At 60.2% G+C, this 24,316-nt stretch carries 25 protein-coding genes; 10 read left to right on the top strand and 15 right to left on the bottom strand.

Features of this window, described 5'->3' with window-relative positions; genetic code table 11:
* Positions 1–62: 62 nt before the first annotated feature.
* Positions 63–1,082 carry a DUF4917 family protein gene (locus tag BLQ41_RS11990; protein ID WP_090181079.1) on the top strand — a complete coding sequence of 340 codons (1,020 nt, stop codon included), beginning with the start codon at positions 63–65 and terminating at the stop codon, positions 1,080–1,082.
* 116 nt (positions 1,083–1,198) lie between these two features.
* On the opposite strand, the gene BLQ41_RS11985 is transcribed toward BLQ41_RS11990, so the two are convergent.
* The 3 genes from BLQ41_RS11985 to BLQ41_RS11975 all read right to left on the bottom strand — a co-directional run bounded on the left by BLQ41_RS11985 (position 1,199) and on the right by BLQ41_RS11975 (position 2,617).
* A complete protein-coding gene (locus tag BLQ41_RS11985; protein ID WP_090181076.1) occupies positions 1,199–1,543 on the bottom strand; it encodes a YegP family protein in 345 nt (114 codons plus the stop codon).
* Positions 1,544–1,715: 172 nt separating this feature from the next.
* Positions 1,716–2,021 (bottom strand): ribbon-helix-helix domain-containing protein, encoded by a 306-nt coding sequence (locus BLQ41_RS11980; RefSeq protein ID WP_008152951.1) that lies wholly within the window; start codon positions 2,019–2,021, stop codon positions 1,716–1,718.
* Positions 2,022–2,035: 14 nt separating this feature from the next.
* Positions 2,036–2,617, bottom strand: a complete 582-nt coding sequence (locus tag BLQ41_RS11975) for a DJ-1/PfpI family protein (RefSeq protein ID WP_090181073.1) — start codon at positions 2,615–2,617, stop codon at positions 2,036–2,038.
* A gap of 274 nt (positions 2,618–2,891) precedes the next feature.
* On the opposite strand from BLQ41_RS11975, the gene BLQ41_RS11970 reads away from it, so the two are divergent.
* Positions 2,892–3,782, top strand: a complete 891-nt coding sequence (locus BLQ41_RS11970; protein ID WP_090181071.1) for a DMT family transporter — start codon at positions 2,892–2,894, stop codon at positions 3,780–3,782.
* A gap of 88 nt (positions 3,783–3,870) precedes the next feature.
* On the opposite strand, the gene BLQ41_RS11965 is transcribed toward BLQ41_RS11970, so the two are convergent.
* The 4 genes from BLQ41_RS11965 to BLQ41_RS11950 all read right to left on the bottom strand — a co-directional run bounded on the left by BLQ41_RS11965 (position 3,871) and on the right by BLQ41_RS11950 (position 7,272).
* Positions 3,871–5,088 (bottom strand): class I SAM-dependent methyltransferase, encoded by a 1,218-nt coding sequence (locus BLQ41_RS11965; RefSeq protein ID WP_090181069.1) that lies wholly within the window; start codon positions 5,086–5,088, stop codon positions 3,871–3,873.
* A gap of 133 nt (positions 5,089–5,221) precedes the next feature.
* Positions 5,222–5,839: a TPM domain-containing protein gene (locus BLQ41_RS11960; RefSeq protein ID WP_090181067.1), complete on the bottom strand. Its 618-nt coding sequence runs from the start codon at positions 5,837–5,839 to the stop codon at positions 5,222–5,224.
* A 31-nt stretch (positions 5,840–5,870) separates the two neighbouring features.
* Positions 5,871–6,623, bottom strand: a complete 753-nt coding sequence (locus BLQ41_RS11955; RefSeq protein WP_090181065.1) for a TPM domain-containing protein — start codon at positions 6,621–6,623, stop codon at positions 5,871–5,873.
* A 40-nt stretch (positions 6,624–6,663) separates the two neighbouring features.
* On the bottom strand, positions 6,664–7,272 hold the full coding sequence (locus tag BLQ41_RS11950; protein ID WP_090181063.1) for a LemA family protein: 609 nt from the start codon (positions 7,270–7,272) through the stop codon (positions 6,664–6,666).
* A gap of 237 nt (positions 7,273–7,509) precedes the next feature.
* Here BLQ41_RS11950 and bglX point away from each other — a divergent pair, with 237 nt between their 5' ends.
* Positions 7,510–9,801: a beta-glucosidase BglX gene (gene bglX / locus BLQ41_RS11945; protein ID WP_090181062.1), complete on the top strand. Its 2,292-nt coding sequence runs from the start codon at positions 7,510–7,512 to the stop codon at positions 9,799–9,801.
* 121 nt (positions 9,802–9,922) lie between these two features.
* Here bglX and BLQ41_RS11940 read toward each other — a convergent pair whose 3' ends face one another.
* The 6 genes from BLQ41_RS11940 to BLQ41_RS11915 all read right to left on the bottom strand — a co-directional run bounded on the left by BLQ41_RS11940 (position 9,923) and on the right by BLQ41_RS11915 (position 15,910).
* A complete protein-coding gene (locus BLQ41_RS11940) occupies positions 9,923–11,080 on the bottom strand; it encodes a phospholipase D-like domain-containing protein (RefSeq protein ID WP_090181047.1) in 1,158 nt (385 codons plus the stop codon).
* A 1-nt stretch (position 11,081) separates the two neighbouring features.
* Complete coding sequence (locus tag BLQ41_RS11935; RefSeq protein WP_090181046.1) at positions 11,082–11,672, bottom strand: YceI family protein; 591 nt, start codon at positions 11,670–11,672, stop codon at positions 11,082–11,084.
* A gap of 189 nt (positions 11,673–11,861) precedes the next feature.
* Positions 11,862–13,304, bottom strand: coding sequence for an amidase (locus BLQ41_RS11930; protein WP_197678946.1), 1,443 nt, complete (start codon positions 13,302–13,304; stop codon positions 11,862–11,864).
* Between the two features lie 137 nt (positions 13,305–13,441).
* Entirely contained in the window at positions 13,442–13,765 is a 324-nt protein-coding gene (locus tag BLQ41_RS11925) for an amidase (protein ID WP_090181044.1), read from the bottom strand.
* On the bottom strand, positions 13,762–14,856 hold the full coding sequence (locus BLQ41_RS11920) for a serine hydrolase domain-containing protein (protein WP_090181042.1): 1,095 nt from the start codon (positions 14,854–14,856) through the stop codon (positions 13,762–13,764). Before BLQ41_RS11920 ends, BLQ41_RS11925 begins: the two co-directional genes overlap by 4 nt.
* Positions 14,857–15,022: 166 nt before the next feature.
* Positions 15,023–15,910 carry an acyl-CoA dehydrogenase middle domain-containing protein gene (locus BLQ41_RS11915; RefSeq protein WP_090181034.1) on the bottom strand — a complete coding sequence of 296 codons (888 nt, stop codon included), beginning with the start codon at positions 15,908–15,910 and terminating at the stop codon, positions 15,023–15,025.
* Positions 15,911–16,064: 154 nt separating this feature from the next.
* Here BLQ41_RS11915 and olsB point away from each other — a divergent pair, with 154 nt between their 5' ends.
* A complete protein-coding gene (gene olsB / locus BLQ41_RS11910; RefSeq protein ID WP_090181031.1) occupies positions 16,065–16,820 on the top strand; it encodes an L-ornithine N(alpha)-acyltransferase in 756 nt (251 codons plus the stop codon).
* Positions 16,820–17,611: a lysophospholipid acyltransferase family protein gene (locus BLQ41_RS11905; protein WP_090181028.1), complete on the top strand. Its 792-nt coding sequence runs from the start codon at positions 16,820–16,822 to the stop codon at positions 17,609–17,611. Before olsB ends, BLQ41_RS11905 begins: the two co-directional genes overlap by 1 nt.
* 107 nt (positions 17,612–17,718) lie before the next feature.
* Here the strand turns inward: BLQ41_RS11905 and BLQ41_RS11900 are convergent, their stop codons facing one another.
* Complete coding sequence (locus tag BLQ41_RS11900) at positions 17,719–18,297, bottom strand: acyl carrier protein phosphodiesterase (protein WP_090181025.1); 579 nt, start codon at positions 18,295–18,297, stop codon at positions 17,719–17,721.
* A gap of 170 nt (positions 18,298–18,467) precedes the next feature.
* On the opposite strand from BLQ41_RS11900, the gene BLQ41_RS11895 reads away from it, so the two are divergent.
* The 4 genes from BLQ41_RS11895 (at position 18,468) to BLQ41_RS11880 (ending at position 21,996) form a co-directional block, all read left to right on the top strand.
* Positions 18,468–18,770, top strand: a complete 303-nt coding sequence (locus BLQ41_RS11895; protein ID WP_090181020.1) for an ArsR/SmtB family transcription factor — start codon at positions 18,468–18,470, stop codon at positions 18,768–18,770.
* A gap of 93 nt (positions 18,771–18,863) precedes the next feature.
* A complete protein-coding gene (locus BLQ41_RS11890; protein ID WP_090181017.1) occupies positions 18,864–20,030 on the top strand; it encodes an MFS transporter in 1,167 nt (388 codons plus the stop codon).
* Between the two features lie 30 nt (positions 20,031–20,060).
* Positions 20,061–21,110: an alkene reductase gene (locus BLQ41_RS11885; RefSeq protein ID WP_090181014.1), complete on the top strand. Its 1,050-nt coding sequence runs from the start codon at positions 20,061–20,063 to the stop codon at positions 21,108–21,110.
* Positions 21,111–21,336: 226 nt separating this feature from the next.
* The gene (locus BLQ41_RS11880; protein WP_090181011.1) at positions 21,337–21,996 is read left to right on the top strand and encodes a hypothetical protein; all 660 of its coding nucleotides are present in this window, start codon (positions 21,337–21,339) and stop codon (positions 21,994–21,996) included.
* Positions 21,997–22,258: 262 nt separating this feature from the next.
* Here BLQ41_RS11880 and emhR read toward each other — a convergent pair whose 3' ends face one another.
* Complete coding sequence (gene emhR, locus BLQ41_RS11875; RefSeq protein WP_090181008.1) at positions 22,259–22,891, bottom strand: efflux system transcriptional repressor EmhR; 633 nt, start codon at positions 22,889–22,891, stop codon at positions 22,259–22,261.
* Between the two features lie 265 nt (positions 22,892–23,156).
* Between emhR and BLQ41_RS11870 the strand changes: the two genes are divergently transcribed.
* Complete coding sequence (locus BLQ41_RS11870) at positions 23,157–24,314, top strand: efflux RND transporter periplasmic adaptor subunit (RefSeq protein ID WP_090181006.1); 1,158 nt, start codon at positions 23,157–23,159, stop codon at positions 24,312–24,314.
* Positions 24,315–24,316 lie beyond the last annotated feature (2 nt).

The following is a 24,316-nucleotide window of genomic DNA, read 5'->3' as shown; positions in this document are numbered from 1 at the left end:
CAAGGGTTGGTCGTGATAAAGTCGCCGCCCATCTGACCTTTTGCCTTGAGACTTTGACCGCAATGACCGATTTCCAGGATGTTGATGCCCAACTTGAAGACTGGAACGCCTTGCGCACCACCGCCTCGATCAGCGGCTTGCTGGTGGGCAACGGCGCCAGCCGCGCGGTGTGGGACGATTTCGGCTACGACTCGCTGTTCGAAAATGCCCGCACCGTCGAAGAAAAACCCCTGAGCCAGTCCGAACTGAGTGTGTTCGACGCCCTGCAGACGCGCAGTTTCGAACAGGTGCTGAGCGCTCTGAAAACCACCAGCCGGGTCAACAAGGCGCTGGCCGTCAGCTCCGCCGCGCCGCGCAATCGCTATTACGCGATCAAGGAAGCGCTGATCAACACCGTCCACGCGGTGCACATCCCGTGGCGGCTGGTGGTGCCTTCGACACTGGCGACGATCAGTCAGGAACTGGGCAGCTATCGGACGGTGTTCACCACCAACTACGACTTGCTCAATTACTGGGCGATCCAGCATCAGCCGGGGGCGATCACTGATTTGTTCCAGGGCGCTGAGCCAGGTTTTGATTTGAGCGCCAAAGCAACCGACCAAACCCGTTTGCTGTACCTGCACGGTGGCCTGCACCTGGTGCGTAATCAGGACGGCACGGCGCGCAAACTGATATCGACCGAAGGCACGTTGCTGGGCAGTTTTGCGATCAACAACACGATCAAGACCCTGGATGACGTGCCGTTGTTCGTGAATGAAGGGCCGGCGCAGGACAAGCTCAAGACCATTCGCAGCTCGGACTATTTGTCGTTTTGCTACGACCAGTTACTGGGTCATGGTGAGGGGCTGTGTCTGTTTGGTCATGCGTTGGGTGAGCAGGACAGCCACATCATCCATGCGCTGCGCCAAGCGAAACCCAAGGTCGTCGCGATTTCGATCTACCCGCGCAGCAAGGCGTTCATCCAGCATCAGAAGCGGCATTACGCGAAGGTGTTTGAGGGGACCGGGAGTGAGTTGCGGTTTTTTGATTCGAAGACGCATGCGCTCGGCAGCCCGAAGCTTACGGTTCCCGTCGAAGTCTGAAGATCGTTCCCACGCTCCGCGTGGGAATACAGCCCGTGGCGCTCCGCGTCACTGGACGCGGAGCGTCCCCAGAGGCATTCCCACGCAGAGCGTGGGAACGATCTCGAAGGAGGTGTTCAGAGCACCGGCAAGGTCTTGTCCTTGATCACGGTGGTCGGCCCGTTGGCCTTGACGCTGGCGATGCCCTTATCCAGCGCGGCTGCGGAAGAGTAAGCCTCGCTGTTGCCGATGATCTCGTGGTTGGCGGCCCGCAGATTGAAGTAAGGATGGCCATCCTTGGTGGTTTTCTTCTCGTAGCGCGCATCCAGTGGGCTGTTGGCCTGAACCGAGGCAATCCCTTTGTCGGCGGCGCTGCGGGTGGTGTACAGCTCGCTGGTCAGAATGGTTTCGGCGTTGGCCGCTTTCAGCACAAATTTGAACTGACCATTGCTGCTTTTGCTCACTTCGTACCATCCGGACATGCTTGTTCTCCTTGGCAATTGAGAGGCTATGCGCTTCAGAGTAAAGACCAGCCCGGGATTTCTGTCGCCTGTACCGGCCCCATCGCGGGCAAGCCCGCTCCCACAGAGGATTGGTGCAAGAAAATTCCCTGTGGGAGCGGGCTTGCCCGCGATGGTGGCGACACGGTCGGCGTTATTTCACCGCAGCGCGCACCACCGACAACTCCGGCGCCTGCACCCGCCGCTGACTCAGATACCGAGTACAGCTCACCCGCAGAAACGAGGCAAAATTCACCACCTCGCCGCGGTAGTCCATCACCTCTTCATACAGCTTGGCGATCAACTGGTTGGTGGTCATGCCGTCAACCTCGGCGATTTCGCTGAGGATGTCCCAGAACTGATTTTCCAGGCGCAGGGTGGTGACCACCCCGCAGATGCGCAGCGAGCGGGAGCGCGACTCGTAGAGAATCGGATCGGCTTTGACGTAGAGCTCGCACATGGAAACGTCCCTCGTTACAGCGTGATTTTGGTGCCCAGCAACCCGAGGAAACCGGCGAGCCAGCTCGGGTGGGCCGGCCAGGCCGGAGCGGTGGCCAGATTGCCTTGAACGTGACCTTCCGTCACCGGAATATCGATGAACGTACCGCCGGCCAGCCGGACTTCTGGGGCGCAGGCCGGGTAGGCGCTGCATTCACGACCTTCGAGAACACCGGCCGCCGCCAGCAATTGCGCGCCGTGGCACACAGCGGCGATCGGTTTGCCGGCCTTGTCGAACGCGCGAACCAGCTCCAGGACTTTTTCATTCAGGCGCAGGTATTCCGGCGCACGACCGCCAGGGATCAGCAGCGCGTCGTAATCGCCTTCAGCGACCTTGGCGAAATCGAAGTTCAGGGCGAACAGGTGGCCGGGTTTTTCGCTGTAAGTCTGGTCGCCTTCGAAGTCATGGATGGCCGTGCGCACGGTCTGGCCGGCGGATTTGTCCGGGCAAACGGCGTGCACCGTGTGGCCGACCATCAGCAGCGCCTGGAAAGGCACCATCACTTCGTAGTCTTCGACGTAATCGCCGACCAGCATCAGAATTTTCTTGGCAGCCATGGGGAGAACTCCTCTGGGAAATACGTGGGCCTGCAGGAGTATTCAAGGTAGTCCTTATCTGCGGGGTCGGGTAATAACCAGCTACTACCGAGTTATCGTTCATCGCGAGCAGGCTCACTCCTACAGCGGAACGCATTTCAATGTGGGAGCGGGCTTGCCCGCGATGACGGCCGCAAACTGTACGGATAAATCTGCGCCTGGCTGTAACAGAGCAACGCCCCCGGTTTATGGCTATATGGAGGCTCTTCCTTTCATCTGAATTCTGGTCCCCATCATGTCCTCGCGCGAAAACACCGGCATGGCCCTCGGTCTGCTAGGCGTTGTGATCTTCAGCCTCACCCTGCCCTTCACGCGGATCGTCGTGCAGGAACTCCATCCGCTGCTCAATGGCCTGGGCCGGGCGCTGTTCGCGGCGGTGCCGGCGGCGATGTTGCTACTGTGGCGCCGGGAAAAGTGGCCGACCTGGAAACAGGTCAAAGGCCTGACCCTGGTAATCGCCGGCGTGATCCTCGGCTTCCCGGTGTTGTCAGCCTGGGCGATGCAAACCTTGCCGGCCTCCCACGGCGCGCTGGTCAATGGCCTGCAACCGCTGTGCGTCGCGCTGTACGCCGCGTGGTTGTCCCACGAACGACCGTCAAAAGCCTTCTGGGCCTGCGCCGCGCTGGGCAGTGCGTTGGTGCTCGGTTATGCGTTGATCAGCGGGGCTGGCAGCATTCAGGCCGGTGATTTGCTGATGCTCGGGGCGATTGCCGTGGGCGGCCTGGGGTACGCCGAGGGCGGCCGGTTGGCCAAGGAGATGGGCGGCTGGCAGGTGATCTGCTGGGCGCTGGTGTTGTCGACGCCGTTGTTGATCGGACCGGTAGTGTATTTGGCGCTGCAACATCAGGGCGCGATTTCGGCCAAGACCTGGTGGGCGTTCGGTTACGTCTCGCTGTTTTCACAGTTCATCGGGTTCTTTGCCTGGTATGCCGGGCTGGCGATGGGCGGCATCGCCAGGGTCAGTCAGATCCAGTTGCTGCAGATTTTTTTCACCATCGCCTTTTCGGCGTTGTTCTTCGGTGAACACATCGAGCCGATCACCTGGCTGTTTGCCGCCGGGGTGATCGTCACGGTGATGCTGGGGCGCAAGACCGCAGTCAAGCCAGCGCGTGTGGCCACAGCGTAAAGCAAGATCAAAAGATCGCCCTCGGCAGCTCCTACATTGGATGACGTACATCCTGTAGGAGCTGCCGAAGGCTGCGATCTTTTCGGGATCACCTCAGATAACCGTCGGCCCGCAGTAGGGTTTCGAGGCAATGTTCGCTGATGTGGTAGAAATCCTTCAGTTCCTGAATCTTCACCAACAGCTGGGTCGGATCTACCGGCTCGGCGCGTTTGACCGCTAGGATCATTTTGTTCTTGTTGGTGTGGTCCAGTGAAATGAACTCGAACACCTTGGTCTCGTAACCACAGGCTTCCAGGAACAGCGCACGCAAACTGTCGGTGACCATTTCTGCCTGCTGGCCCAAATGCAGACCGTATTGCAGCATTGGCTTGAGCAACGCCGGGCTCTGGATTTGCAGGCGGATCTGTTTGTGGCAGCACGGCGAGCACATGATGATCGAAGCACCGGAACGAATACCGGTGTGAATCGCATAGTCAGTGGCGATGTCGCAGGCGTGCAGCGCAATCATCACGTCCAGCTCGCTCGGCGCCACGCTGCGTACGTCGCCGCACTTGAACACCAGCCCCGGGTGCTCAAGCTTTGCCGCGGCAGCGTTGCACAGGTTGACCATTTCTTCGCGCAACTCGACGCCAGTCACCACGGCTTCGGCGTTCAAGGTGTTGCGCAGGTAGTCGTGAATCGCGAACGTCAGGTAACCCTTGCCCGAACCGAAATCCGCCACCTGCACCGGTTTGTCCAACGCCAGCGGTGAAGTGGTCAGCGCATGGCTGAAGACTTCGATGAACTTGTTGATCTGCTTCCACTTGCGCGACATCGCCGGGATCAGCTCGTGTTTGCTGTTCGTCACGCCCAGGTCGGCAAGGAACGGACGGTTCAGGTCGAGGAAGCGGTTTTTCTCGCGGTTATGCTCGGCGGACGGCACTTCACGCAATTGCTGAGGTTTGCTCTTGAACAGTGAAGACTTGCCCTTTTTGCTGTATTCGAGCTGGGCTTCATCCGTCAGCGAGAGTAAATGCGCATTTTTGAACGAGGCCGGCAGCAACGCGGCGATGGTCGCCACGCCCTCGACAATCGGCAGGTTCTTGGTGATGTCGCGGGTCTTGTAGCGGTAGACGAAGGACAGGCAAGGCTGATCCTTGACGGTGAGCTGCTTGATGATCAGCCGCTGCAAATCAGCTTCGGTGCCGACGTACTTGGCCAAGACCAGTTTGATGAAGGCGTTGTGGTCGAGGCTGGTTTGCAACAAGTCAATGAACTGGGCGTGGTGATCCGGCGCGAGGCTGGCGGGAGTGGCGGTGACAGACATGGAAAAACGGCCTCGGACGGTGCGAATCGGGGAATGGCGGGTATTTTAGGGGGGATGGCCGTCCGGGACACGCAGTTATTTACGAACGGCTTCCTGGTTTCGGCGCAGAGCCCGCTCTCACAGGAAACCAGCGTCAGCCCAACACCACCAAACGGTTCGGCAACTCATTACGCACCTGGGTCACCGGCACATGCACTTTCAGCAACTCGCCGCAGGCTTCCACACACGTCACAAACCCCTGCAAGGTCTGCCCCTGCTTAACCTGCTCGGTAAATGCCGCGACAATCGCGTCCCAGTTCTTGTTGTCCAGTCGCTTGGAAATCCCTTCATCCACCAGGATCTCCACGTAGCGCTCGGCCTCGCAAACAAAGATCAGCATCCCCGTGCTGCCGACGGTGTGGTGCAGGTTTTGCTCCAGGAACTGCCGGCGCGCCAGGTTGGACGCACGCCAATGCCGCACCGAACGCGGGACCAGGTGCGTGGTAACGCTGGGAAGGCGAAACACCAGGCACAGCACGATAAAGGCGATCCATTGCACCAGCAGCAAACTGTGCAGGGTCAGCCAGCCCGTGAGGTAATGCACGATGCCCGGCACCATCAGCGCCAGCAGGCTGGCCCACAGCAACGGGATGTACGCATAGTCGTCGGCGCGGGCCGCGAGCACGGTCACCAGTTCGGCGTCGGTGTCGCGCTCGACCCGGGCAATCGCCTCGGCGACTTTGCGTTGTTCGTGTTCAGTCAGTAATGCCATGTTTATGAATGCCTGCTCGCTATTGTTTTTATCACCAGCCGCCCGACGAACCGCCGCCCCCGAAACTGCCCCCGCCGCCGCTGAAGCCCCCGCCTCCACCGCCGCCGCCAAATCCTCCACCGCCGAAACCGCCTCCCGAGCCGCCACGACCGCCGCCACTGGGCATGATGCCAAGCATCTGGCAGACGAAAATCGTCAGGATTAACAGCATCACCAGAAACACGAATACGCCCGGGTGACGCGACACGAAGTCGCTGCTCTCATCCCCTCGCGGTTCATAAACCGTTGACGGCTCATCCAGTGGATTGCCGCCCAGCACCACCAGCATCGCCGCGACCCCGTCGCTGATGCCCTTGCTGAAGTTGCCGGTCTTGAACGCAGGCGTGATCACCCGATTGATGATCACCGAACTCTGTGCATCGGTCAGCCGGTCTTCCAGGCCATAACCGACTTCGATCCGCAACTTGCGTTCATCGCGCGCAACGATCAGCAATGCGCCGTTGTTCTTGTCCTTCTGGCCAATGCCCCAGGCTCGACCGAGTTGATAACCGAAGTCGGCAATGTCGGTGCCCTGCAGGTTCGGCAACGTCACCACCACCAACTGCTCGCCAGTGGCTTTTTCGTGGGCCTGGAGCTGTTGCGTCAGCTGCTCGCGCACCGCAGGCTCGATCATCTGGGCGTTATCGACCACCCGCCCGGTCAGCTCCGGAAACTTCAACTCGGCCCGGGCCGTCAGGGCAAACACCCAAAGCAACAGCATCAGGCCCACTTTCAACACGCGCATTGGCAACCTCATCCGTGGTGACGCTTGGCTCTTTTGCCGATCAGAACTTCACTTCAGGCGCTTTTTCGGCACCGGGGCTGGTGGCCTCGAAGGTTTCGCGGATCGGCAAATTGCTGTACAGCACGGAATGCCAGAGTCGACCCGGGAAGGTGCGAATTTCGGTGTTGTACTTCTGCACCGCGAGGATGAAGTCGCGACGCGCCACGGCGATGCGGTTCTCTGTACCTTCAAGCTGCGACTGCAACGCAAGGAAGTTCTGGTTGGCCTTGAGGTCCGGGTAACGTTCGGACACCACCATCAAACGGCTCAGGGCACCGGTCAGCTGATCCTGCGCCTGTTGGAACTGCTTGAGTTTCTCTGGATTGTCCAGCGTGTTGGCGTCCACCTGGATCGAGGTGGCCTTGGCCCGGGCTTCAACCACCGCGGTCAGGGTCTCTTCCTCGTGCTTGGCGTAGCCCTTGACGGTCTCCACCAGATTGGGGATCAGGTCGGCGCGGCGCTGATACTGGTTCTGCACCTGGCCCCAGGCAGCCTTGGCCTGTTCATCCAGGGTCGGAATAGTGTTGATGCCGCAACCGGCCAACAGCGTGGTCAGCAACATCAAGGCTGCCACCTGCAGGCTCGACCGATAGTGGTGTCGTACATTCATCTGGTTGACGCTCCCTTGCACATTCCGTTGATAAGACACCTGCAACCCTCTGAGCGGACTCTTGGGGCATAATCTGCCGCCGCCACTGGATTGCATCGAGCCAATGGGCTAAAAGATGCCCCAGCGCTAAAACACGATAGAAGTGTGCTGCATTTACCTGAACAACAATAGTCGCTCCCTAAATTTTGGCTGACCGGCGCGTATTCACTGCCGTTTAGGCCTTTGAGAAAACTATTCATGAAGAAGCTGTGTTTGCTGGGCCTGTTCGTCAGTCTGGCCAGTCATACCGTATTGGCCGCCACGACGCCCGCACCTCTGGAGAACAAGGACGCTTTCATCAGCAACCTGATGAAGCAAATGACCCTCGATGAAAAGATCGGCCAGTTGCGCCTGATCAGCATCGGTCCGGAAATGCCTCGGGAGTTGATCCGCAAGGAAATCGCCGCCGGCAACATCGGCGGCACGTTCAACTCGATCACTCGCCCGGAAAACCGTCCGATGCAGGACGCGGCCATGCGCAGCCGGTTGAAGATCCCGATGTTCTTCGCCTATGACGTGATCCACGGTCACCGCACCATTTTCCCGATCCCGCTGGCCCTGGCCTCGAGCTGGGACATGGACGCCATCGGCCTGTCCGGGCGCATCGCCGCCAAGGAAGCCGCGGCTGACAGCCTGGACATCACCTTCGCGCCGATGGTCGACATCTCCCGCGATCCGCGCTGGGGCCGCACCTCCGAAGGCTTCGGCGAAGACACTTACCTGGTCTCGCGCATTGCCGGCGTCATGGTCCGGGCCTTCCAGGGCACGGGCGCGAATGCGGCCGACAGCATCATGGCCAGCGTCAAGCACTTTGCCTTGTACGGCGCGGTCGAGGGCGGTCGCGACTACAACGTAGTCGACATGAGCCCGGTCAAGATGTATCAGGATTACCTGCCACCGTACCGCGCCGCCATCGACGCCGGCGCAGGTGGGGTGATGGTTGCACTGAACTCGATCAACGGCGTGCCGGCCACGGCCAACACCTGGCTGATGAACGACCTGTTGCGCAAGGAATGGGGCTTCAAGGGCCTGGCAGTCAGTGACCACGGGGCGATTTTCGAGCTGATCAAGCACGGCGTTGCCGCTGACGGTCGCGAAGCCGCGAAACTGGCGATCAAGGCCGGCATCGACATGAGCATGAACGACACCCTGTACGGCAAAGAGCTGCCGGGGCTGTTGAAGGCTGGCGAAATCGAACAGAAAGACATCGATAACGCCGTGCGTGAAGTGCTCGCGGCCAAGTACGACATGGGCCTGTTCAAGGACCCGTACCTGCGCATCGGCAAGGCTGAGGATGATCCGGTCGACACCTACGCCGAAAGCCGCCTGCACCGCGCCGAGGCCCGTGACGTCGCACGCCGCAGCATGGTGTTGCTGAAGAACCAGGGCGAAACCCTGCCGCTGAAGAAAACCGCGAAAATCGCGCTGGTCGGTCCGTTGGCCAAGGCACCAATCGACATGATGGGCAGCTGGGCCGCCGCCGGCAAACCCGCGCAATCGGTGACGCTGTTTGACGGCATGAACGCCGCCGTGGCCGACAAGGCGACGCTGATCTATGCCCGTGGCGCCAACATCACCGGCGACAAGAAGGTGCTCGATTACCTCAACTTCCTCAACTTCGATGCCCCGGAAGTGGTGGACGATCCGCGTTCGGCGCAAGTGCTGATCGACGAAGCGGTGAAAGCCGCCAAGGATGCCGATGTAGTGGTGGCAGCAGTCGGCGAATCCCGTGGCATGTCCCACGAATCGTCGAGCCGCACCGATATCAACATCCCGGCCAACCAGCGTGAGCTGATCAGGGCCTTGAAAGCCACCGGCAAACCGCTGGTGCTGGTGTTGATGAACGGCCGTCCACTGACGATTCTCGAAGAGAAAGACCAGGCCGACGCAATTCTGGAAACCTGGTTCAGCGGCACCGAAGGCGGCAACGCCATTGCTGATGTGTTGTTCGGCGACTACAACCCGTCGGGCAAACTACCGATCACCTTCCCGCGTTCGGTAGGCCAGATTCCGACCTACTACAACCACCTGAGCATTGGCCGGCCATTCACGCCGGGCAAACCAGGCAACTACACCTCGCAGTATTTCGATGACATCACCGGCCCGCTGTTCCCGTTCGGCTTCGGCTTGAGCTACACCGATTTCAGCCTGAGCGACATGGCCCTGTCGTCGACCACACTGAACAAGACCGGCAAGCTGGACGCCAGCGTCATGCTGAAAAACACCGGCAAGCGTGACGGCGAAACCGTGGTGCAGCTGTACATCCAGGACGTGACCGGCTCGATGATCCGGCCACTCAAGGAACTGAAGAACTTCCAGAAAGTGATGCTGAAAGCCGGCGAGCAGAAAGTCGTGCACTTCACCATCACTGAAGACGACCTGAAGTTCTTCAACACCCAACTCAAGTACGCTGCTGAGCCTGGCAAGTTCAACGTGCAGATCGGCCTGGACTCCCAGGACGTGACGCAGCAGAGCTTCGAATTGCTGTAATCCCCGCGGACTGATCGTTCCCACGCTCCGCGTGGGAACGCCTCAAGGGACGCTCCGCGTCCAGTGACGCGGAGCGTCACGGGCTGCATTCCCACGCGGAGCGTGGGAACGATCAGGGCGACTAACCTCGTCGATCCAGCAGATTCACCACCAATCGATCCACCCATCCCCAAACCCTTTGCTTCACCCGCCGCCACAGCGGCCGGCGTTGCCATGCCTCCAGGCTGACTTCCTGGCTCTGCGTGAAATCCTTCTCGAAACTCGCCACCACCGCCTGTGTCAATGCGGGGTCCAGCGCCTCAAGGTTGGCTTCCAGGTTGAAGCGCAGATTCCAGTGATCGAAATTGCACGAGCCGATGCTCACCCAATCATCAATCAGGACCATTTTCAGGTGCAGGAAACACGGCTGGTATTCGAAAATCTGCACCCCGGACTTGAGCAGTCGCGGGTAGTAGCGATGCCCGGCGTAGCGCACCGAAGGGTGATCGGTGCGCGGCCCGGTCAGCAGCAGGCGCACATCAACGCCTCGTCCCGCCGCCCGACGCAACGAGCGGCGGACTTTCCACGTTGGCAGGAAATACGGCGTGGCCAACCAGATCCGCTGCTGCCCGCTGTTCAGCGCACGGACCAGTGATTGCAGAATGTCGCGGTGTTGCCGGGCGTCGGCATACGCTACCCGGCCCATGCCCTCGCCCGCTGACGGTACACGCGGCAGGCGCGGCAAGCCGAAGTGCGAGGCCGGCTTCCAGGCGCGGCGATGACGGTTGGCAATCCACTGGCGATCGAACAGCAACTGCCAGTCGATCACCAGCGGACCGGTGATCTCTACCATCACTTCGTGCCATTCACTGGTGTCTTCGCCCGGCGTCCAGAACTCATCGGTGACCCCGGTGCCGCCGACCACCGCCAGGCTTTGATCGACCAACAACAGTTTGCGATGATCGCGATAGAAGTTGCCGACCCAGCGGCGCCAGCTCAGGCGATTGTAGAAACGCAGCTCCACGCCCGCCGCCGTCAGGCGCTGACGCAGGGTCAGGGTGAAGGCGAGGCTGCCGTAATCATCGAACAGGCAACGCACCCGCACGCCGCGCTCGGCGGCCTGGGTCAACGCCTGAACCATCGCCTCGGCACAGGCACCCGCCTCCACCAGGTACAGCTCCAGTTCAACCTGCTCCTGGGCACGGGCAATCGCGACCAGCATGCGTGGGAAAAACTGCGGCCCATCGATCAGCAGCTCAAAGTGGTTGCCTTCACGCCACGGGAAAATTGCGCCGGCCATGTCAGCGCGCCGTGAAAATCAGTACCGCACCCACCGGCACCGACAGACTGATGGCCGACAGGCCGGCGAGCTTGCGCAAACTTTCCAGCCCGGGGGCCAGGTCGAAGTCTTCGGCGTTGATCACCAAGGGTTCCAGGGTTACGACCTGAAAGCGTCGGTCATCGAGACGGGTCGCCAGCAGTTCGGCGTTGTATTGGTGTTGTTTGCCATGCAGATTGACGGTCACCGGCAACCGCAATTCCAGTTGTGCACCGGGGGCGAGGTCGTTGATCGGGCGCAGATCGATCTGCGCGGTGATCAGCGCTTCGGGGAAGGTCTTGATCTCGAACAGCTCCTTGCGCATCCGCTCATCACGCAACGGGATGCCGCTGTTCACCGAGTCCATCTCGACTTCCACCTCGGCCACGCCTTTGGAATCGACCTTGCCGTGCAGCACCAGAAAGCGCTGCACTTCGGAGATGTTGGCGTTTTTTGTACTGATGAACGACAGCCGCGAGGACTCACCGTCCAGATACCAATTAGCCTGGGCCGACAACGAAGCGCCGGCCAGCAGCGCGAAGGCGAGGGTTTTGCAGAGGAAACGGTTGAACATAGAGACTCGTGTGCCGATAAACCTGCACGAACCTTAACCGCCCGCGAGCTAATTGCAAGGCTTGGCTATCAGCTCAGGCCAAAGCCTGCTGCACATCGCCGAATGAAACAGGCTGGCATGCTGGCCGGCGATCTGGCAGTTGTTCGGGTGACCGCCAGCGCCCGCTCGACGGAGCGCACGCCGCTGGCTTCAGGACATTTGCAGACACGCCGGCGGTCGGCGCTTGACCCATTGCGTCAGCTGTTCATGGGCGTAGGCCAATTGCAGCACCGCTCGATCCGCCTGCGCCGGGCCAATGATTTGCAGGCCCATCGGCAACCCCGCCGCGTTGAAACCAATGGGCACGTTCATGCTCGGCAAACCGGCCAGGGTCGGGCCGATCACCACCTCCATCCAGCGGTGATAGGTGTCCATGGTCTGCCCGCCGACGACGCGCGGCCACGGTGTCTGTGCATCAAAAGGGAACACTTGTGCGGTGGGCAACAGCAGAAAATCGTAACGTTCAAACAACTCGCCCAACGCTCGATACCATTCACTGCGACTGACCGAGGCCTGATAGACGTCGGCCCCGGTGAGGCGCAAACCACCCTCGATTTCCCATTGGGCTTCGGGTTTGAGTTGTTCACGTTTGCGCGGGTCGGCGTACAGCGCGCCGAGGCTGCCCTGCACCAGCCAGTGCCGGTGCACCAGCCACGTTTGCCACAGGCGCTCCATGGAGAACTCCGGTTGGCAGGCCTCAACCTTGCAGCCCAGAGTTGTGAAGTCTTGCAGTGCTGACTCGCAGAGGCTCAACACCCCTTCGTCCATCGGCAGGTAGCCGTTGTAATCCCCCAGCCAGCCGATCCTCACATCGCCCAGATCCTGTTCCAGCGGGTCGTGGAATATCTGCGGGTTTTGCGTCAGTGACAACGGCACGCGCGGGTCGTACCCGGACTGGGTGCCGAGCAACCGCGCGACATCGACAACGCTGCGGCCCATCGGCCCTTCGGTGGCCAGTTGCTGGACGAACACGTCCGGCGCCGGGCCATGCGGCACGCGCCCCATTGAGGGACGAAAGCCGAAGACGTTGTTGAACGCTGCCGGGTTGCGCAGCGAGCCCATCATGTCACTGCCATCTGCCACCGGCAGCATGCGCAACGCCAGCGCCACTGCCGCCCCGCCGCTGCTGCCGCCGGCCGTCAGCGTCGGGTCATACGCATTGGTCGTAGTGCCGAACACGCTGTTATAGGTCTGTGAACCGAGGCCGAATTCCGGAACGTTGGTCTTGCCGATGATGATCGCGCCACACTCGCGAACCCGCGCCACGCTGATCGCGTCCTGTTGCGGAACTTGCCCGGCGAGCAACGGCGAGCCCATGGTCGTGCGCAAACCGGCGGTTGCGGCCAGATCCTTGATCGCTTGCGGCATGCCGTGCATCCAGCCCCGGGACTGCCCTTGGTCCAACTGGCGGTCGCAGACATCGGCCTCGGCCAGCAATTCATCGCTCGGGCGCAGGGAGACCAGTGCATTGACCTGCGGATTGAAACGCTCGATCTGCGCCAGATACGCCTGCATCACTTCGCGGCAGGACAGCCGTCGGGCATGCAAGGCGCGGGACAACGCATCGGCGTCCATTTCTACAATCGGATTGATGCTCAAGGTTTCACCTCAAGGTTACGTGCAGCGGATTGTCGGGCGCGTGGCGCCTCTTGCATGCAGTAAGTACCCAGCAGCGTCAGCAGGCAAGCGAACAAGGACAATCGAATGTGGTTCCACTGTGTGGAACCTGCTCAAGGATTAAGGCGACAGCCCTGGTGTTCGCCAACCCAAACGGCGCTATTGCTGCGGCCCATGCCGCTGACCGTCACGCGTTTGCTGGTGGGGTCATCGGTAAAACCGCTGGTCGGCAACCATTGCTTCACGTAGCCATGGCAATACTCGGCGGCGTTATTCATCACGTACCGGCACGAGCAATATTCCTTCGCGGTATAGGCGCTGATGATGTCGGGAAACGCCCATAACGCCACTCGCTCGTGCCAGCCCCAGCCGAACACGGCGAGCAGCAGCACCAGCAACAACGCGCTGAACGGTCGGCGGCGAACAACGTTGTTCATGGCTGCACCTTCCCGCCAAAGGCCTTGAGCGCGAGCTTGAGCAATTCATTGTGCTGGTAACTGTCGTCGCGATCATCGCCGTAGCGCACGATCACCAGGTGTTCGCTGGGAATCACGTACATCGCCTGGCCCCAATGGCCCAGTGCGGCGAAGGTATCGTCGGGGGCATCGGGCCAGGGTCTGGGCACGCCATCCGCTGCGCGATTGAGCCACCACTGGCCGCCGGGCACCGCGTCATCCTGATGGGCGCGATAGTGCGCGAACGGTTCGCGGTTGAAGGCCACCCAGTCTTTGGGCAGCAGTTGTCGATCTTTCCAGCGACCGTCGCGCGCCATCAACCAACCGATTCGCGCCAGGTCGCGGGCAGTGAGGTAGGCATAGGACGAGGCGACGAAAGTGCCCGTGGCGTCGGTTTCCCAGACGGCATCGCGAATCCCCAGGGGCTCAAACAGTGCGGTCCACGGATAGTCTGCATAACGAGCCGGGCCGACGATGTTTTTCAGTGCGGCGGACAGCAGGTTGCTGTCACCACTGGAATAACGAAATGCCTGCCCGGGCTGAGCGTATTCCTCGTGGCCAGCAGTAAACGCAGCCATGTCCTGATGACCCCGGGTGTAGAGCATGGCCACCACTGAGGACTTCAACGGGGCGTATTCATAGTCTTCCTGCCAGTCCAGGCCCGACGCCCAATGCAGCAGGTCGGCCAGGGTGATTGCAGGGTGTTTTTGCAGTGGCGGATAAAATTTCAGCGCCGGGTCCTGGAGCTTGAACAGGCCCTCGCCATAAGCGACACCGAGGACCGTGGCCATCAAGCTTTTGCTGATCGACCAAGTCAGGTGCGGCGTTTGGGCCGTGGTCGGCCCGGCGTAGCGCTCGTAAATCAATTGGCCGTCGCGGATCACCAGCAACGCATCGGTGCGGATGCCTTTTCGGGTGGCGTCATCGCGAGGTGGGAAGGCGTAGGTTTCCAGGGATTGAAGTGCCGGGCCGGAGATTGCCGGAGCGGTCGACCATTGTTCGGCGGGCCAATACTCGGCGTGGGCGGTAACGCTGAGCAGCAGCAGGAAGAACAGGGACAAGCCTTTGGACATGGCAGGGGCTCGGCGGGGTTATCCTACTGAGCCTAGTTGAGGTTGATGACAGTTCGAGAATTTGTGTCGCCCTTGCGGCCGCCATCGCGGGCAAGCCCGCTCCCACATGATCCGTTTGGCACACCACAAATCCTTGTGGGAGCGGGCTTGCCCGCGATGAGGCCAGTCAGTTCAGCGAAGATCCCGCAAGCGCCTTGGCCAACCGCTTGCCCCGCGCCCCCGCCGCTAAATCCATCACGGACTGATCGCGCTGCCAAATCGCCGCCCAGAGTGGCGGCCCCTCGGCCAGCGCCTGATTGACCTCAGCCTTGAGCCCGTCGAACTGCGCAAACAAGCCCCCCAGCAGGATATGCCCAGCCGGGTTGTTCGGCGCTTGCCGACTGACTTCCGCGCACCCGGCCAGCAGCGCCAGCAAACGCAACTGCAAGGCTTGTGGCCAGTCGCTGTCGTGACCGACGCCATACAGCCACGCCGTCATCGCGCTCAGCACATAAATGTCTTCCAGCGTGCGGAACGGTTTGACGTAGGCATCCCAGCCATCCCCCGCCAGTAATTCGCACAGTGCATTGTCCAGAAACAGGCGTCCGTGACTGATGTCCGGCATCAGCGGGATCGCCGGCAGTTTTTCCACACGCACGCCCGGTTCACCGGGATAGACCACCGCCAGACTCAGGCGCGGAGTTTCGCCGGGGTCTTCGCTACGGGCAGCGACCAGCAGCCAGTCCGCCGCATCACCAGCGGTGACGAAATCCTTGCGTCCACTCACACGCAAACCGCTCAGGCGCGTTTGCATGTCCGCGACTCGCAGGCTGCGCTGTTCGGTCGCGCACAACGCCCCCAGGCTCAGCGGCGCGCTTGGCCAAAGCATGCGCAACGCCGCCTGATAGCCCACCAGAAACGCCAGCCCCGGCGTCGCCATCAACCGTCCACCGACCACTGCCAGCTCGAACGGCGTGACCGTGCCCAACTGATGCAACAACGTTGCGAAACCCTCCGCCAGGTCGGCATTCGCAGGCATTCGGTCGCGGCGGTCGAGCAGGTTTTGCCAGGGCATAAGAGGCTCCTTGGGGGCTGTCATATAAGCATCACCAAAGCTTCATGGCGATGACACCGGGGCTACATAGCCTGACTTTGCACAACACGGCTGCATAAAGAAAGTCGATCGGCTCTAACCCAAGACGGGTGACCAGCCCGCACGGAGATTCGCAATGACTCAGATCGCCCGCATCAGCGACACCGGCAATGAACGCCGTCTGCAAGCCGAACGCCTGGTGGGCGCCGAGGCCTTGCAGGAAGCCCAGGCCTTGCGCTTCAACGTGTTCAGCGGCGAATTCAACGCCAAGCTGAAAGGCGCCGAGCTGGGTCTGGACATGGATGATTATGATGTTCACTGCGCCCACATCGGCGTGCGTGACTTGAACACCGGCCGACTGGTGGCGACTACCCGGTTGCTCGACCACACGGCGGCCAGCAGCCTGGGCAAGTTCTACAGCGAAGAAGAATTCAGCCTGCATGGCCTGGTTCATCTGAAGGGCCCGATCCTGGAAATCGGCCGCACCTGCGTCGACCCGGCGTATCGCAACGGTGGCACCATCGCCGTGCTCTGGGGTGAACTGGCCGAAGTCCTCAATCAGGGCGGCTACAGCTATCTGATGGGTTGCGCGAGCATCCCGATGCAGGACGGCGGGATTCAGGCCCACGCGATCATGCAGCGCCTGCGCGAACGTTACCTGTGCACCGAACACCTGCGGGCTGAACCGAAAAAACCGCTGCCGATTCTGGACATCCCCTCCAACGTCATTGCAGAGATGCCACCGCTGCTCAAGGCCTACATGCGTCTGGGCGCGAAGATCTGCGGCGAGCCGTGCTGGGACGAAGATTTCCAGGTCGCCGACGTGTTCATCCTGCTCAAGCGCGATGAACTCTGCCCGCGCTACGCCAAGCATTTCAAGGCGGCCATGTGATGAGCCGTTTAAGGGTGTACGCGCGAATTGCGCGAGTGCTGGTGGTGGTCGCGCTGGGGTTGAGCATGGCCGGTGTGTTCGGCTTGTTCGAGCGGTTGGGGATTGCTCATTCGATGGTGCGTCGCCAGCGCTGGTCGCGATTTTTCATGGCACGCCTGAGCAATGCCCTGCCCTTTCGCGTAACCGTCCACGGTGAACTGCCGAAGGCGCCGATGCTCTGGGTCAGCAACCACGTGTCCTGGACCGATATTCCGCTGCTGGGCATGCTCACGCCGCTGTCGTTTCTGTCCAAGGCCGAAGTGCGCACCTGGCCGGTCGCCGGCTGGTTGGCGGCGAAGGCGGGAAGTTTGTTCATTCGTCGCGGGTCGGGTGACAGCCAGTTGATTCGCAAGCAGATGACCCGTCATCTGGAGCAACAACACCCGCTGCTGATGTTCCCGGAAGGCACCACCACCGATGGCCGCTCGTTGCGCACCTTCCACGGTCGCTTGCTGTCAGCGGCAATCGACTCCGAAGTGGCTCTGCAGCCCGTGGCCATTCGTTATCTGCGCAACGGTGAGCTCGATTCGCTGGCACCGTTCATTGGCGATGATGATTTGCTCTCGCACCTGATGCGCTTGTTCGCCAATGATCGCGGTGAGGTGGAGATTCATCTGCTCAAGCCGATCGCCTGCGAAGGCCGCGAGCGTGCGGCGCTGGCGTTCGAGGCGCAGCAGGCGGTGCAAAAGGCGTTGTTTGGAGCCATTCCGGAAACCCAGCAAGTCCCGATGCGCCCAGCCATCGCAGCCTGAACACCTTTCCCTGTGGGAGCGGGCTTGCCCGCGATGAGGCCGGAGCATCCAACATCCATGTTGACTGAACCACCGCAATCGCGGGCAAGCCCGCTCCCACAGGGGATTTATGGTGTTGGATAGTTCTGCGCGAAATCCTGAAGCTGTGGATAGAACAACCGAAAGTCCTCGCTCAACGGTTCATACAGCACTCGCAATTCCTGCATCGCTGCCGCCAGCTCCTCAGGCCTGGTCAGCCGCCGCGAAATCCCGCGCAATACCTGCTCCAGCACCTCGAACTCCCGGTAAGAACCCAACCAGTCATTGGCCACCATGTGGGGCGCGATCCGCGCCAGTCGTTCCGGCAACTGCGGCTCGGCCGACAGCACCCGGTACACATCCGAGGTGAATAATTCCAGCGGCTGATCGGCGTAAAGCGTCCAGTCCCGCGCCAGACAATGGTCGAAGAACACATCGAGCACGATCCCGGCATAACGCCGACGCGTAATGGAAAACCGCGACAACGCAGCGTCCACCAAAGGATGGCGGTCGGTAAAGACATCGATGCTGCGATGCAACTGGATGGCCGCCTCGATTTCCGGATCGAACTGCCCTTGCAGCCGTCCTTTGACGAAGTCGCCATACAGGCTGCCGAGCAGTTGACCGGGGCGCTGGCCACCGAGGTGCAGATGGGCTAGATAGTTCATGAGCGAAGCTTAGCATTGCCTCCTTATACTTTTACACGCACCGTATCGTTATAACTCGATATACCGAATTACGATCAGCTCAGAGCTAAATCGTATTTGTATATCGCGAAATACCGATTTAAAGTTCGCCCCATCGCGATATAACGTTTTACTCATCACGAGCCCACACCATGACTCTCAATCTCGACGAAATAATAAAAGCCCTGGCGCACCCGGTACGGCGAGAAATCCTGCACTGGCTAAAAGACCCGGACGTCGAATTTCCCGACCAGTCCCACAGCCACGAGCACGGCGTCTGCGCCGGGCAGATCGATCAACGGTGTGGTTTGTCGCAGTCAACAGTGTCTGCCCACCTGGCGACCCTGCAACGCGCCGGCCTGATCAGCAGCCGCAAAGTCGGCCAATGGCACTTTTTCAAACGTAATGAGGAAACCATCCAGGAGTTCCTCCGCACCTTCAGCAAAGAACTCTGACCCTGTGGGGGCGTTCTCAATTGGTTTTCACGCAGCGCTGGGAAAACCAATTGAGAACGCCCCCCACGTCAGTCAGCCGACAAGGAATCGACAATGCCCCTCTCGCTACTCATCCTGGCCTTGAGTGCCTTCGCCATCGGTACCACCGAGTTCGTCATCATGGGCTTGCTGCCCGACGTGGCGGCCGACCTCGGTGTGTCGATCCCCGGCGCCGGCTGGCTGGTGACCGGTTACGCCCTGGGCGTGGCCATCGGTGCGCCGTTCATGGCACTGGCCACCTCCAGACTGCCGCGCAAGGCCGCGCTGGTTGCGTTGATGGGCATCTTCATCATTGGCAACTTGCTCTGTGCCTTGGCCACTGACTACAACGTGCTGATGTTTGCCCGTGTGGTCACCGCCCTTTGCCACGGTGCGTTCTTCGGCATCGGTTCGGTGGTGGCGGCAGGCCTGGTACCCGCCAACAAACGTGCGTCGGCCGTGGCGTTGATGTTCACCGGCCTGACCCTGGCCAACGTCCTCGGCGTGCCGCTGGGCACCGCGCTCGGTCAGCAAGCCGGCTGGCGCTCGACCTTCTGGGCGGTGACCGTGATTGGCGTGATCGCGTTGATCGGCCTGATCCGTTTCCTGCCGGCCAAGCGCGATGAAGAGAAACTCGACATGCGCGCCGAATTGCGCGCCCTCAAAGGCGCCGGCATCTGGTTGTCGTTGAGCATGACCGCGTTGTTTGCAGCGTCAGTGTTCACGCTATTCACCTACGTTGCGCCGCTGCTGGGCGAAGTCACCGGTGTCTCGCCACGTGGCGTGACCTGGACCCTGATGCTCATCGGCCTGGGCCTGACGGTCGGCAACATCATTGGCGGCAAACTGGCTGATAAAGGCATGGCCGCGACGCTGATCGGCGTCTTCATCTCGATGGCCTTGATCTCCACCGTATTGACCTGGACCAGCATTGCGCTGATCCCGACCGAAATCACCCTGTTCCTCTGGGCCACCGCGTGCTTCGCCGCCGTCCCTGCCCTGCAAGTGAACGTGGTGACCTATGGCAAGGCCGCGCCGAACCTGGTGTCGACCCTGAACATCGGCGCTTTCAACATCGGCAACGCACTCGGCGCCTGGGTCGGCGGCAGCGTCATCGCCCACGGTTTCGGCCTGACTCGCGTGCCACTCGCGGCCGCGGCACTGGCGGTGCTTGCCCTGCTGGTGACCCTGATTACTTTCCGCCAGAGCGGCGATCCCGAACTGGCACCTGCTACCCACTAATTAACCATTACCTCACGAGGGTTGTACTTCATGACGACTATTTTCGATCCGATCAAACTCGGTGATATCGAGCTGACCAACCGCATCATCATGGCGCCGCTGACCCGCTGCCGCGCCGACGAAGGCCGTGTGCCGAACGCGCTGATGGCCGAATACTACGTACAACGTGCTTCGGCCGGCCTGATCCTCAGCGAAGCCACATCGGTCACCCCTATGGGCGTCGGCTACCCGGACACCCCGGGCATCTGGTCCAACGACCAGGTGCGTGGCTGGTCCAACGTGACCAAAGCGATCCACGGCGCGGGCGGCAAGATTTTCATGCAACTGTGGCACGTTGGCCGGATCTCCCATGAGTCGTACCTGAACGGTGAAGCTCCTGTCGCACCGAGCGCCATCCAGCCCAAAGGCCATGTCAGCCTGGTGCGTCCATTGGCCGACTACCCGACCCCACGGGCTCTGGAAACCGCTGAAATCGCCGACATCGTTGACGCGTATCGCACCGGTGCCGAGAACGCCAAGGCCGCCGGTTTCGACGGCGTGGAAATCCACGGCGCCAACGGTTACCTGCTCGACCAGTTCCTGCAAAGCAGCACCAACAAGCGCACCGACATCTACGGCGGCTCCCTGGAAAACCGCGCTCGCCTGTTGCTGGAAGTGACCGACGCCGCCATCGAAGTCTGGGGCGCCGGCCGCGTCGGTGTGCACCTGTCACCCCGCGCCGACTCCCACGACATGGGCGACGACAACCTGGCCGAGACGTTCACCTACGTCGCTCGCGAACTAGGTAAACGCGGCATCGCGTTCATTTGCTCACGCGAGAAAGAAGGCGCCGACAGTCTGGGCCCACAACTGAAAGAAGCCTTCGGCGGCCCTTACATCGTCAACGAACGCTTCACCAAGGACAGCGCCAACGCCTGGCTGGCGAGCGGCAAGGCTGATGCGGTCGCCTTCGGCGTGCCATTCATTGCCAACCCGGATTTGCCAGCGCGCCTGAAGGCCGATGCGCCGCTGAATGAAGCGCGTCCTGAGTTGTTCTATGCCAAGGGGCCGGTCGGTTATATCGACTATCCAACGTTGTAAGTTCCACCCTCTGTAATGAAAAAGCCCCGACTCTCGCGAGCCGGGGCTTTTTAGTTTACTGACTAACAACAACTTACTTATCAACTCACCTATCAAGCATCCATTCAACTAAACACATTAAGACACCATCCGTCGCTTTCGATACTCAGCACTAACCTAGATACTCGCCCTTCAACAAGCAACAACAAACACCTGCTCTACAACACTTCTATCGAAAGGAATCGACATGACCAATATTGAAAACACCAACAACGAAACCCCCGACGCTTACAGCGATATATTCTCGTTCTTCAGCGCTACCTCGATCGGCATTCTCTATCAGCTTTCACCGTTCCTGCTCAGCAAGGAAAACCAGGCGTTGCTGGATGATCTGGTGGGTAAGGCCAAGGTCGAACTGATTGGCTTCCTGGACCGGGCCGAGTCGAGGGTCGCCCTGGGACAACAGATCGAGCAGTGGCGAAATCAGAAGGCGGATCCGAAACAAACCCGGGTCATTATCAAGATCATCAACAACACTTCCCACACTTTCAAGATGGCGCGAACCAGTTTGCCGTTGCGCCAATCAGAGCGTGAGTCGTTCCAACTTGAGCCACAAGAAGAAACAGCCTTCAAATCGGAGTTCGCCTACACTTATGCGTACCCTTGGCCGAAAAACAAAATCATGTTCAATCAGTTTGTAGACTTCGGCGACCAGACTATCGGGGTGCGTTTTGATCTGGGCATGATTATGAATACTTCCTTCGGTGTGTTAACGCCAACACATAAGCCGAGCGTGAAAAACACCGTCACTTCGATCGGCACATCCCGGGTCGACTGCTCAACCAAAATCACCCACATGAGTGATGAGGCGCCCTTCAACTTCGAAGTGGAAATCACCTTGGGCTGACGGTTGCGAACAACCAGACCAGTAAACACTGACTCAGCCAGGAAGTGCAGCGAGGGCTGACCTCCCTGCGACTGAGTCGGTTACACGTTTCAGCCGATTCATAACCGCGTCACAAAATCAGTACAAATTACGTAGCTCGCTACCTTTCAACCTGGCGAGTGTGCGTATATAAAAGCACCCCATTGAAAAGACGCGCGCTCTGATGGGGGGGCAGGCCTGCCTTATTTTGTTGACAGGACCGGATCCAATTACGCATTTTGTTTCATTTGCGCAGGCTACTGCTCAAGCGCAGCATGTCCAACCCTGCATCGATCCACCGTTCGGCGTCGGTGTGCAGTAGAAAACTGTCCGGCGCCAATAGCCACTGATACAGCAGGCCATCGATGTAGGCGTGCAGGCTGATCGCCGCGCGGGCCGTGTCGAGGTCCTCGGGCATTTGCCCGCGATTCACCGCATTACTCAGGGCCAGGGCGATTCGCACATTGCAATCGAGGCTGACCGCTCGGCGCTGTTGACGCAGGTCGCACATTTCATCGGTGAATTCGCACTTATGATACAAAATCTCATTAATGCGTCGGGTTTTCGGGTCCAGTGCAACTTGATGAAACAAATGAATCAGCAGCTTGCGCATGCAGCCCAGTGGATCGAGCTCATCTTCGCTTTCACTGGCCCGGGCCATCTCATCCAGCGGTTCTTGCAAGGTGTCCAGCATTGCTTGCACCAGATCGGCCTTGTTACTGAAATGCCAGTAGATGGCGCCGCGGGTCACGCCGGCCAGGGTCGCGATGTCCGCCAACGTCGTGCGCGCCACGCCCCTTTCAAAAAAGGCTTTTTCTGCCGCTTCGAGTATCTGGCTGCGGGTTTCTTGAGCTTCCTCTTTGGTACGACGGACCATGGCAGTAAAACCTCAATCAGGATGCTTCGGCGATGACCGGATATCCGCTGAATAAAAGTGGGGCGAGCGCTCTTGGGCATCGTCCCCGGCATGCAATTCCAACCTTTGAACGGCTTTTGTAACGGAGTGGGTACGCAGCCAAGGTATTTACAAACAACCATGAACGTAAGTATATTCCTTAGCAAGCTACTTATCCACCCGGCACCTATTTTTTAACCTTCCACCTTTCTCGTGCGTTTCTAGCGCGCCTGACCCGAGGATCTTCATGCAATTCAAGCCAGCTGTTACCGCTCTGGTCACTGCCCTCGCCCTGGCATCGCTGCTCAGCGGCTGCAAAAAGGAAGAGACGGCACAAGCCGCCCCACCACCTCAGGTCGGCGTAGTTACCCTGCAACCCCAAGCGTTTACCCTGACGTCCGAGCTTCCAGGCCGCACCAGTGCGTTCCGCATTGCCGAAGTCCGCCCTCAGGTCAACGGAATCATTCTCAAACGTCTGTTCAAGGAAGGCGGCGACGTCAAGGCCGGCCAGCAGCTGTATCAGATCGATCCGGCCGTTTATGAAGCCACCCTGAAAAGCGCCGAAGCCAACCTGCAACAGACCAAGTCGATCTCCGATCGCTACAAGATGCTGGTCAACGAGCAGGCCGTCAGCCGTCAGGAATACGACACGGCCGTCGCCAACCGCATGCAATCGGAAGCCGCGTTGCAAACCGCGCAGATCAATGTGCGCTACACCAAGGTTTACGCACCGATCTCCGGCCGCATCGGCCGCTCGAACGTGACCGAAGGCGCGCTGGTCACCAGCGGCCAGGTCGATCCGATGGCCGTGATCCAGCAACTGGACCCGATCTACGTCGACGTCACCCAATCGTCCGTCGAGCTGCTTGAGCTGCGCCGCGAACTGGAAAGCGGTCGTCTGCAAAAGGCCGGCGACACCGCCGCCGCCGTCAAGCTGACCCTCGAAGATGGCAGCCTGTACAAGCAGGAAGGCAAGCTCGAGTTCTCCGAAGTCTCGGTTGACCAGACCACGGGGTCGGTAACGCTGCGAGCCGTGTTCCCCAACCCTGATCACACCTTGCTGCCAGGCATGTTCGTTCACGCCCAGTTGCAGTCCGGTGTGAACAGCGCTGCGATCCTGGCCCCACAACAAGGCGTGACGCGTGACCTCAAAGGCTCGCCGACGGCACTGGTCGTCGGTGCGGACAACAAGGTCGAATTGCGTCAGCTCAAGGCCAGTCGCACCGTCGGCAACCAATGGCTGATCGAGGATGGCCTGAAAGCTGGCGATCGCCTGATCACCGAAGGATTGCAATACGTCAAACCTGGCGTCGAAGTCAAAGCCAGTGAAGCGACTAACGTTGGCGCAAAGAACCCGGCCCCCGCACAGGCAGCTGATAAGGCTTCCAGCGGCAAAGGGGAGTAAAC

This window comes from Pseudomonas arsenicoxydans (assembly GCF_900103875.1).
GTDB classification, from domain to species: Bacteria; Pseudomonadota; Gammaproteobacteria; order Pseudomonadales; family Pseudomonadaceae; genus Aquipseudomonas; species Aquipseudomonas arsenicoxydans.
The sequence above is the reverse complement of the archived record's forward strand: the minus strand, read 5'-3'. Positions and strand labels throughout refer to the sequence as shown.

What these genes read in the sequence shown, in the direction of transcription:
- BLQ41_RS11985 (WP_090181076.1), bottom strand. Translation starts at nt 1,543, where the DNA reads ATGTCCGGATGGTACGAAGTGAGCAAAAGCAGCAATGGTCAGTTCAAA.
- BLQ41_RS11900 (WP_090181025.1), bottom strand. Translation starts at nt 18,297, where the DNA reads ATGAACTATCTAGCCCATCTGCACCTCGGTGGCCAGCGCCCCGGTCAA.
- BLQ41_RS11895 (WP_090181020.1), top strand. Translation starts at nt 18,468, where the DNA reads ATGACTCTCAATCTCGACGAAATAATAAAAGCCCTGGCGCACCCGGTA.
- BLQ41_RS11905 (WP_090181028.1), top strand. Translation starts at nt 16,820, where the DNA reads ATGAGCCGTTTAAGGGTGTACGCGCGAATTGCGCGAGTGCTGGTGGTG.
- BLQ41_RS11960 (WP_090181067.1), bottom strand. Translation starts at nt 5,839, where the DNA reads ATGGCATTACTGACTGAACACGAACAACGCAAAGTCGCCGAGGCGATT.
- BLQ41_RS11880 (WP_090181011.1), top strand. Translation starts at nt 21,337, where the DNA reads ATGACCAATATTGAAAACACCAACAACGAAACCCCCGACGCTTACAGC.
- BLQ41_RS11890 (WP_090181017.1), top strand. Translation starts at nt 18,864, where the DNA reads ATGCCCCTCTCGCTACTCATCCTGGCCTTGAGTGCCTTCGCCATCGGT.
- BLQ41_RS11940 (WP_090181047.1), bottom strand. Translation starts at nt 11,080, where the DNA reads ATGGCCGGCGCAATTTTCCCGTGGCGTGAAGGCAACCACTTTGAGCTG.
- BLQ41_RS11935 (WP_090181046.1), bottom strand. Translation starts at nt 11,672, where the DNA reads ATGTTCAACCGTTTCCTCTGCAAAACCCTCGCCTTCGCGCTGCTGGCC.
- BLQ41_RS11915 (WP_090181034.1), bottom strand. Translation starts at nt 15,910, where the DNA reads ATGCCCTGGCAAAACCTGCTCGACCGCCGCGACCGAATGCCTGCGAAT.
- emhR (WP_090181008.1), bottom strand. Translation starts at nt 22,891, where the DNA reads ATGGTCCGTCGTACCAAAGAGGAAGCTCAAGAAACCCGCAGCCAGATA.
- BLQ41_RS11870 (WP_090181006.1), top strand. Translation starts at nt 23,157, where the DNA reads ATGCAATTCAAGCCAGCTGTTACCGCTCTGGTCACTGCCCTCGCCCTG.
- BLQ41_RS11955 (WP_090181065.1), bottom strand. Translation starts at nt 6,623, where the DNA reads ATGCGCGTGTTGAAAGTGGGCCTGATGCTGTTGCTTTGGGTGTTTGCC.
- BLQ41_RS11925 (WP_090181044.1), bottom strand. Translation starts at nt 13,765, where the DNA reads ATGAACAACGTTGTTCGCCGCCGACCGTTCAGCGCGTTGTTGCTGGTG.
- BLQ41_RS11965 (WP_090181069.1), bottom strand. Translation starts at nt 5,088, where the DNA reads ATGTCTGTCACCGCCACTCCCGCCAGCCTCGCGCCGGATCACCACGCC.
- BLQ41_RS11885 (WP_090181014.1), top strand. Translation starts at nt 20,061, where the DNA reads ATGACGACTATTTTCGATCCGATCAAACTCGGTGATATCGAGCTGACC.
- BLQ41_RS11950 (WP_090181063.1), bottom strand. Translation starts at nt 7,272, where the DNA reads ATGAATGTACGACACCACTATCGGTCGAGCCTGCAGGTGGCAGCCTTG.
- olsB (WP_090181031.1), top strand. Translation starts at nt 16,065, where the DNA reads ATGACTCAGATCGCCCGCATCAGCGACACCGGCAATGAACGCCGTCTG.
- BLQ41_RS11970 (WP_090181071.1), top strand. Translation starts at nt 2,892, where the DNA reads ATGTCCTCGCGCGAAAACACCGGCATGGCCCTCGGTCTGCTAGGCGTT.
- BLQ41_RS11975 (WP_090181073.1), bottom strand. Translation starts at nt 2,617, where the DNA reads ATGGCTGCCAAGAAAATTCTGATGCTGGTCGGCGATTACGTCGAAGAC.
- bglX (WP_090181062.1), top strand. Translation starts at nt 7,510, where the DNA reads ATGAAGAAGCTGTGTTTGCTGGGCCTGTTCGTCAGTCTGGCCAGTCAT.
- BLQ41_RS11980 (WP_008152951.1), bottom strand. Translation starts at nt 2,021, where the DNA reads ATGTGCGAGCTCTACGTCAAAGCCGATCCGATTCTCTACGAGTCGCGC.
- BLQ41_RS11990 (WP_090181079.1), top strand. Translation starts at nt 63, where the DNA reads ATGACCGATTTCCAGGATGTTGATGCCCAACTTGAAGACTGGAACGCC.
- BLQ41_RS11920 (WP_090181042.1), bottom strand. Translation starts at nt 14,856, where the DNA reads ATGTCCAAAGGCTTGTCCCTGTTCTTCCTGCTGCTGCTCAGCGTTACC.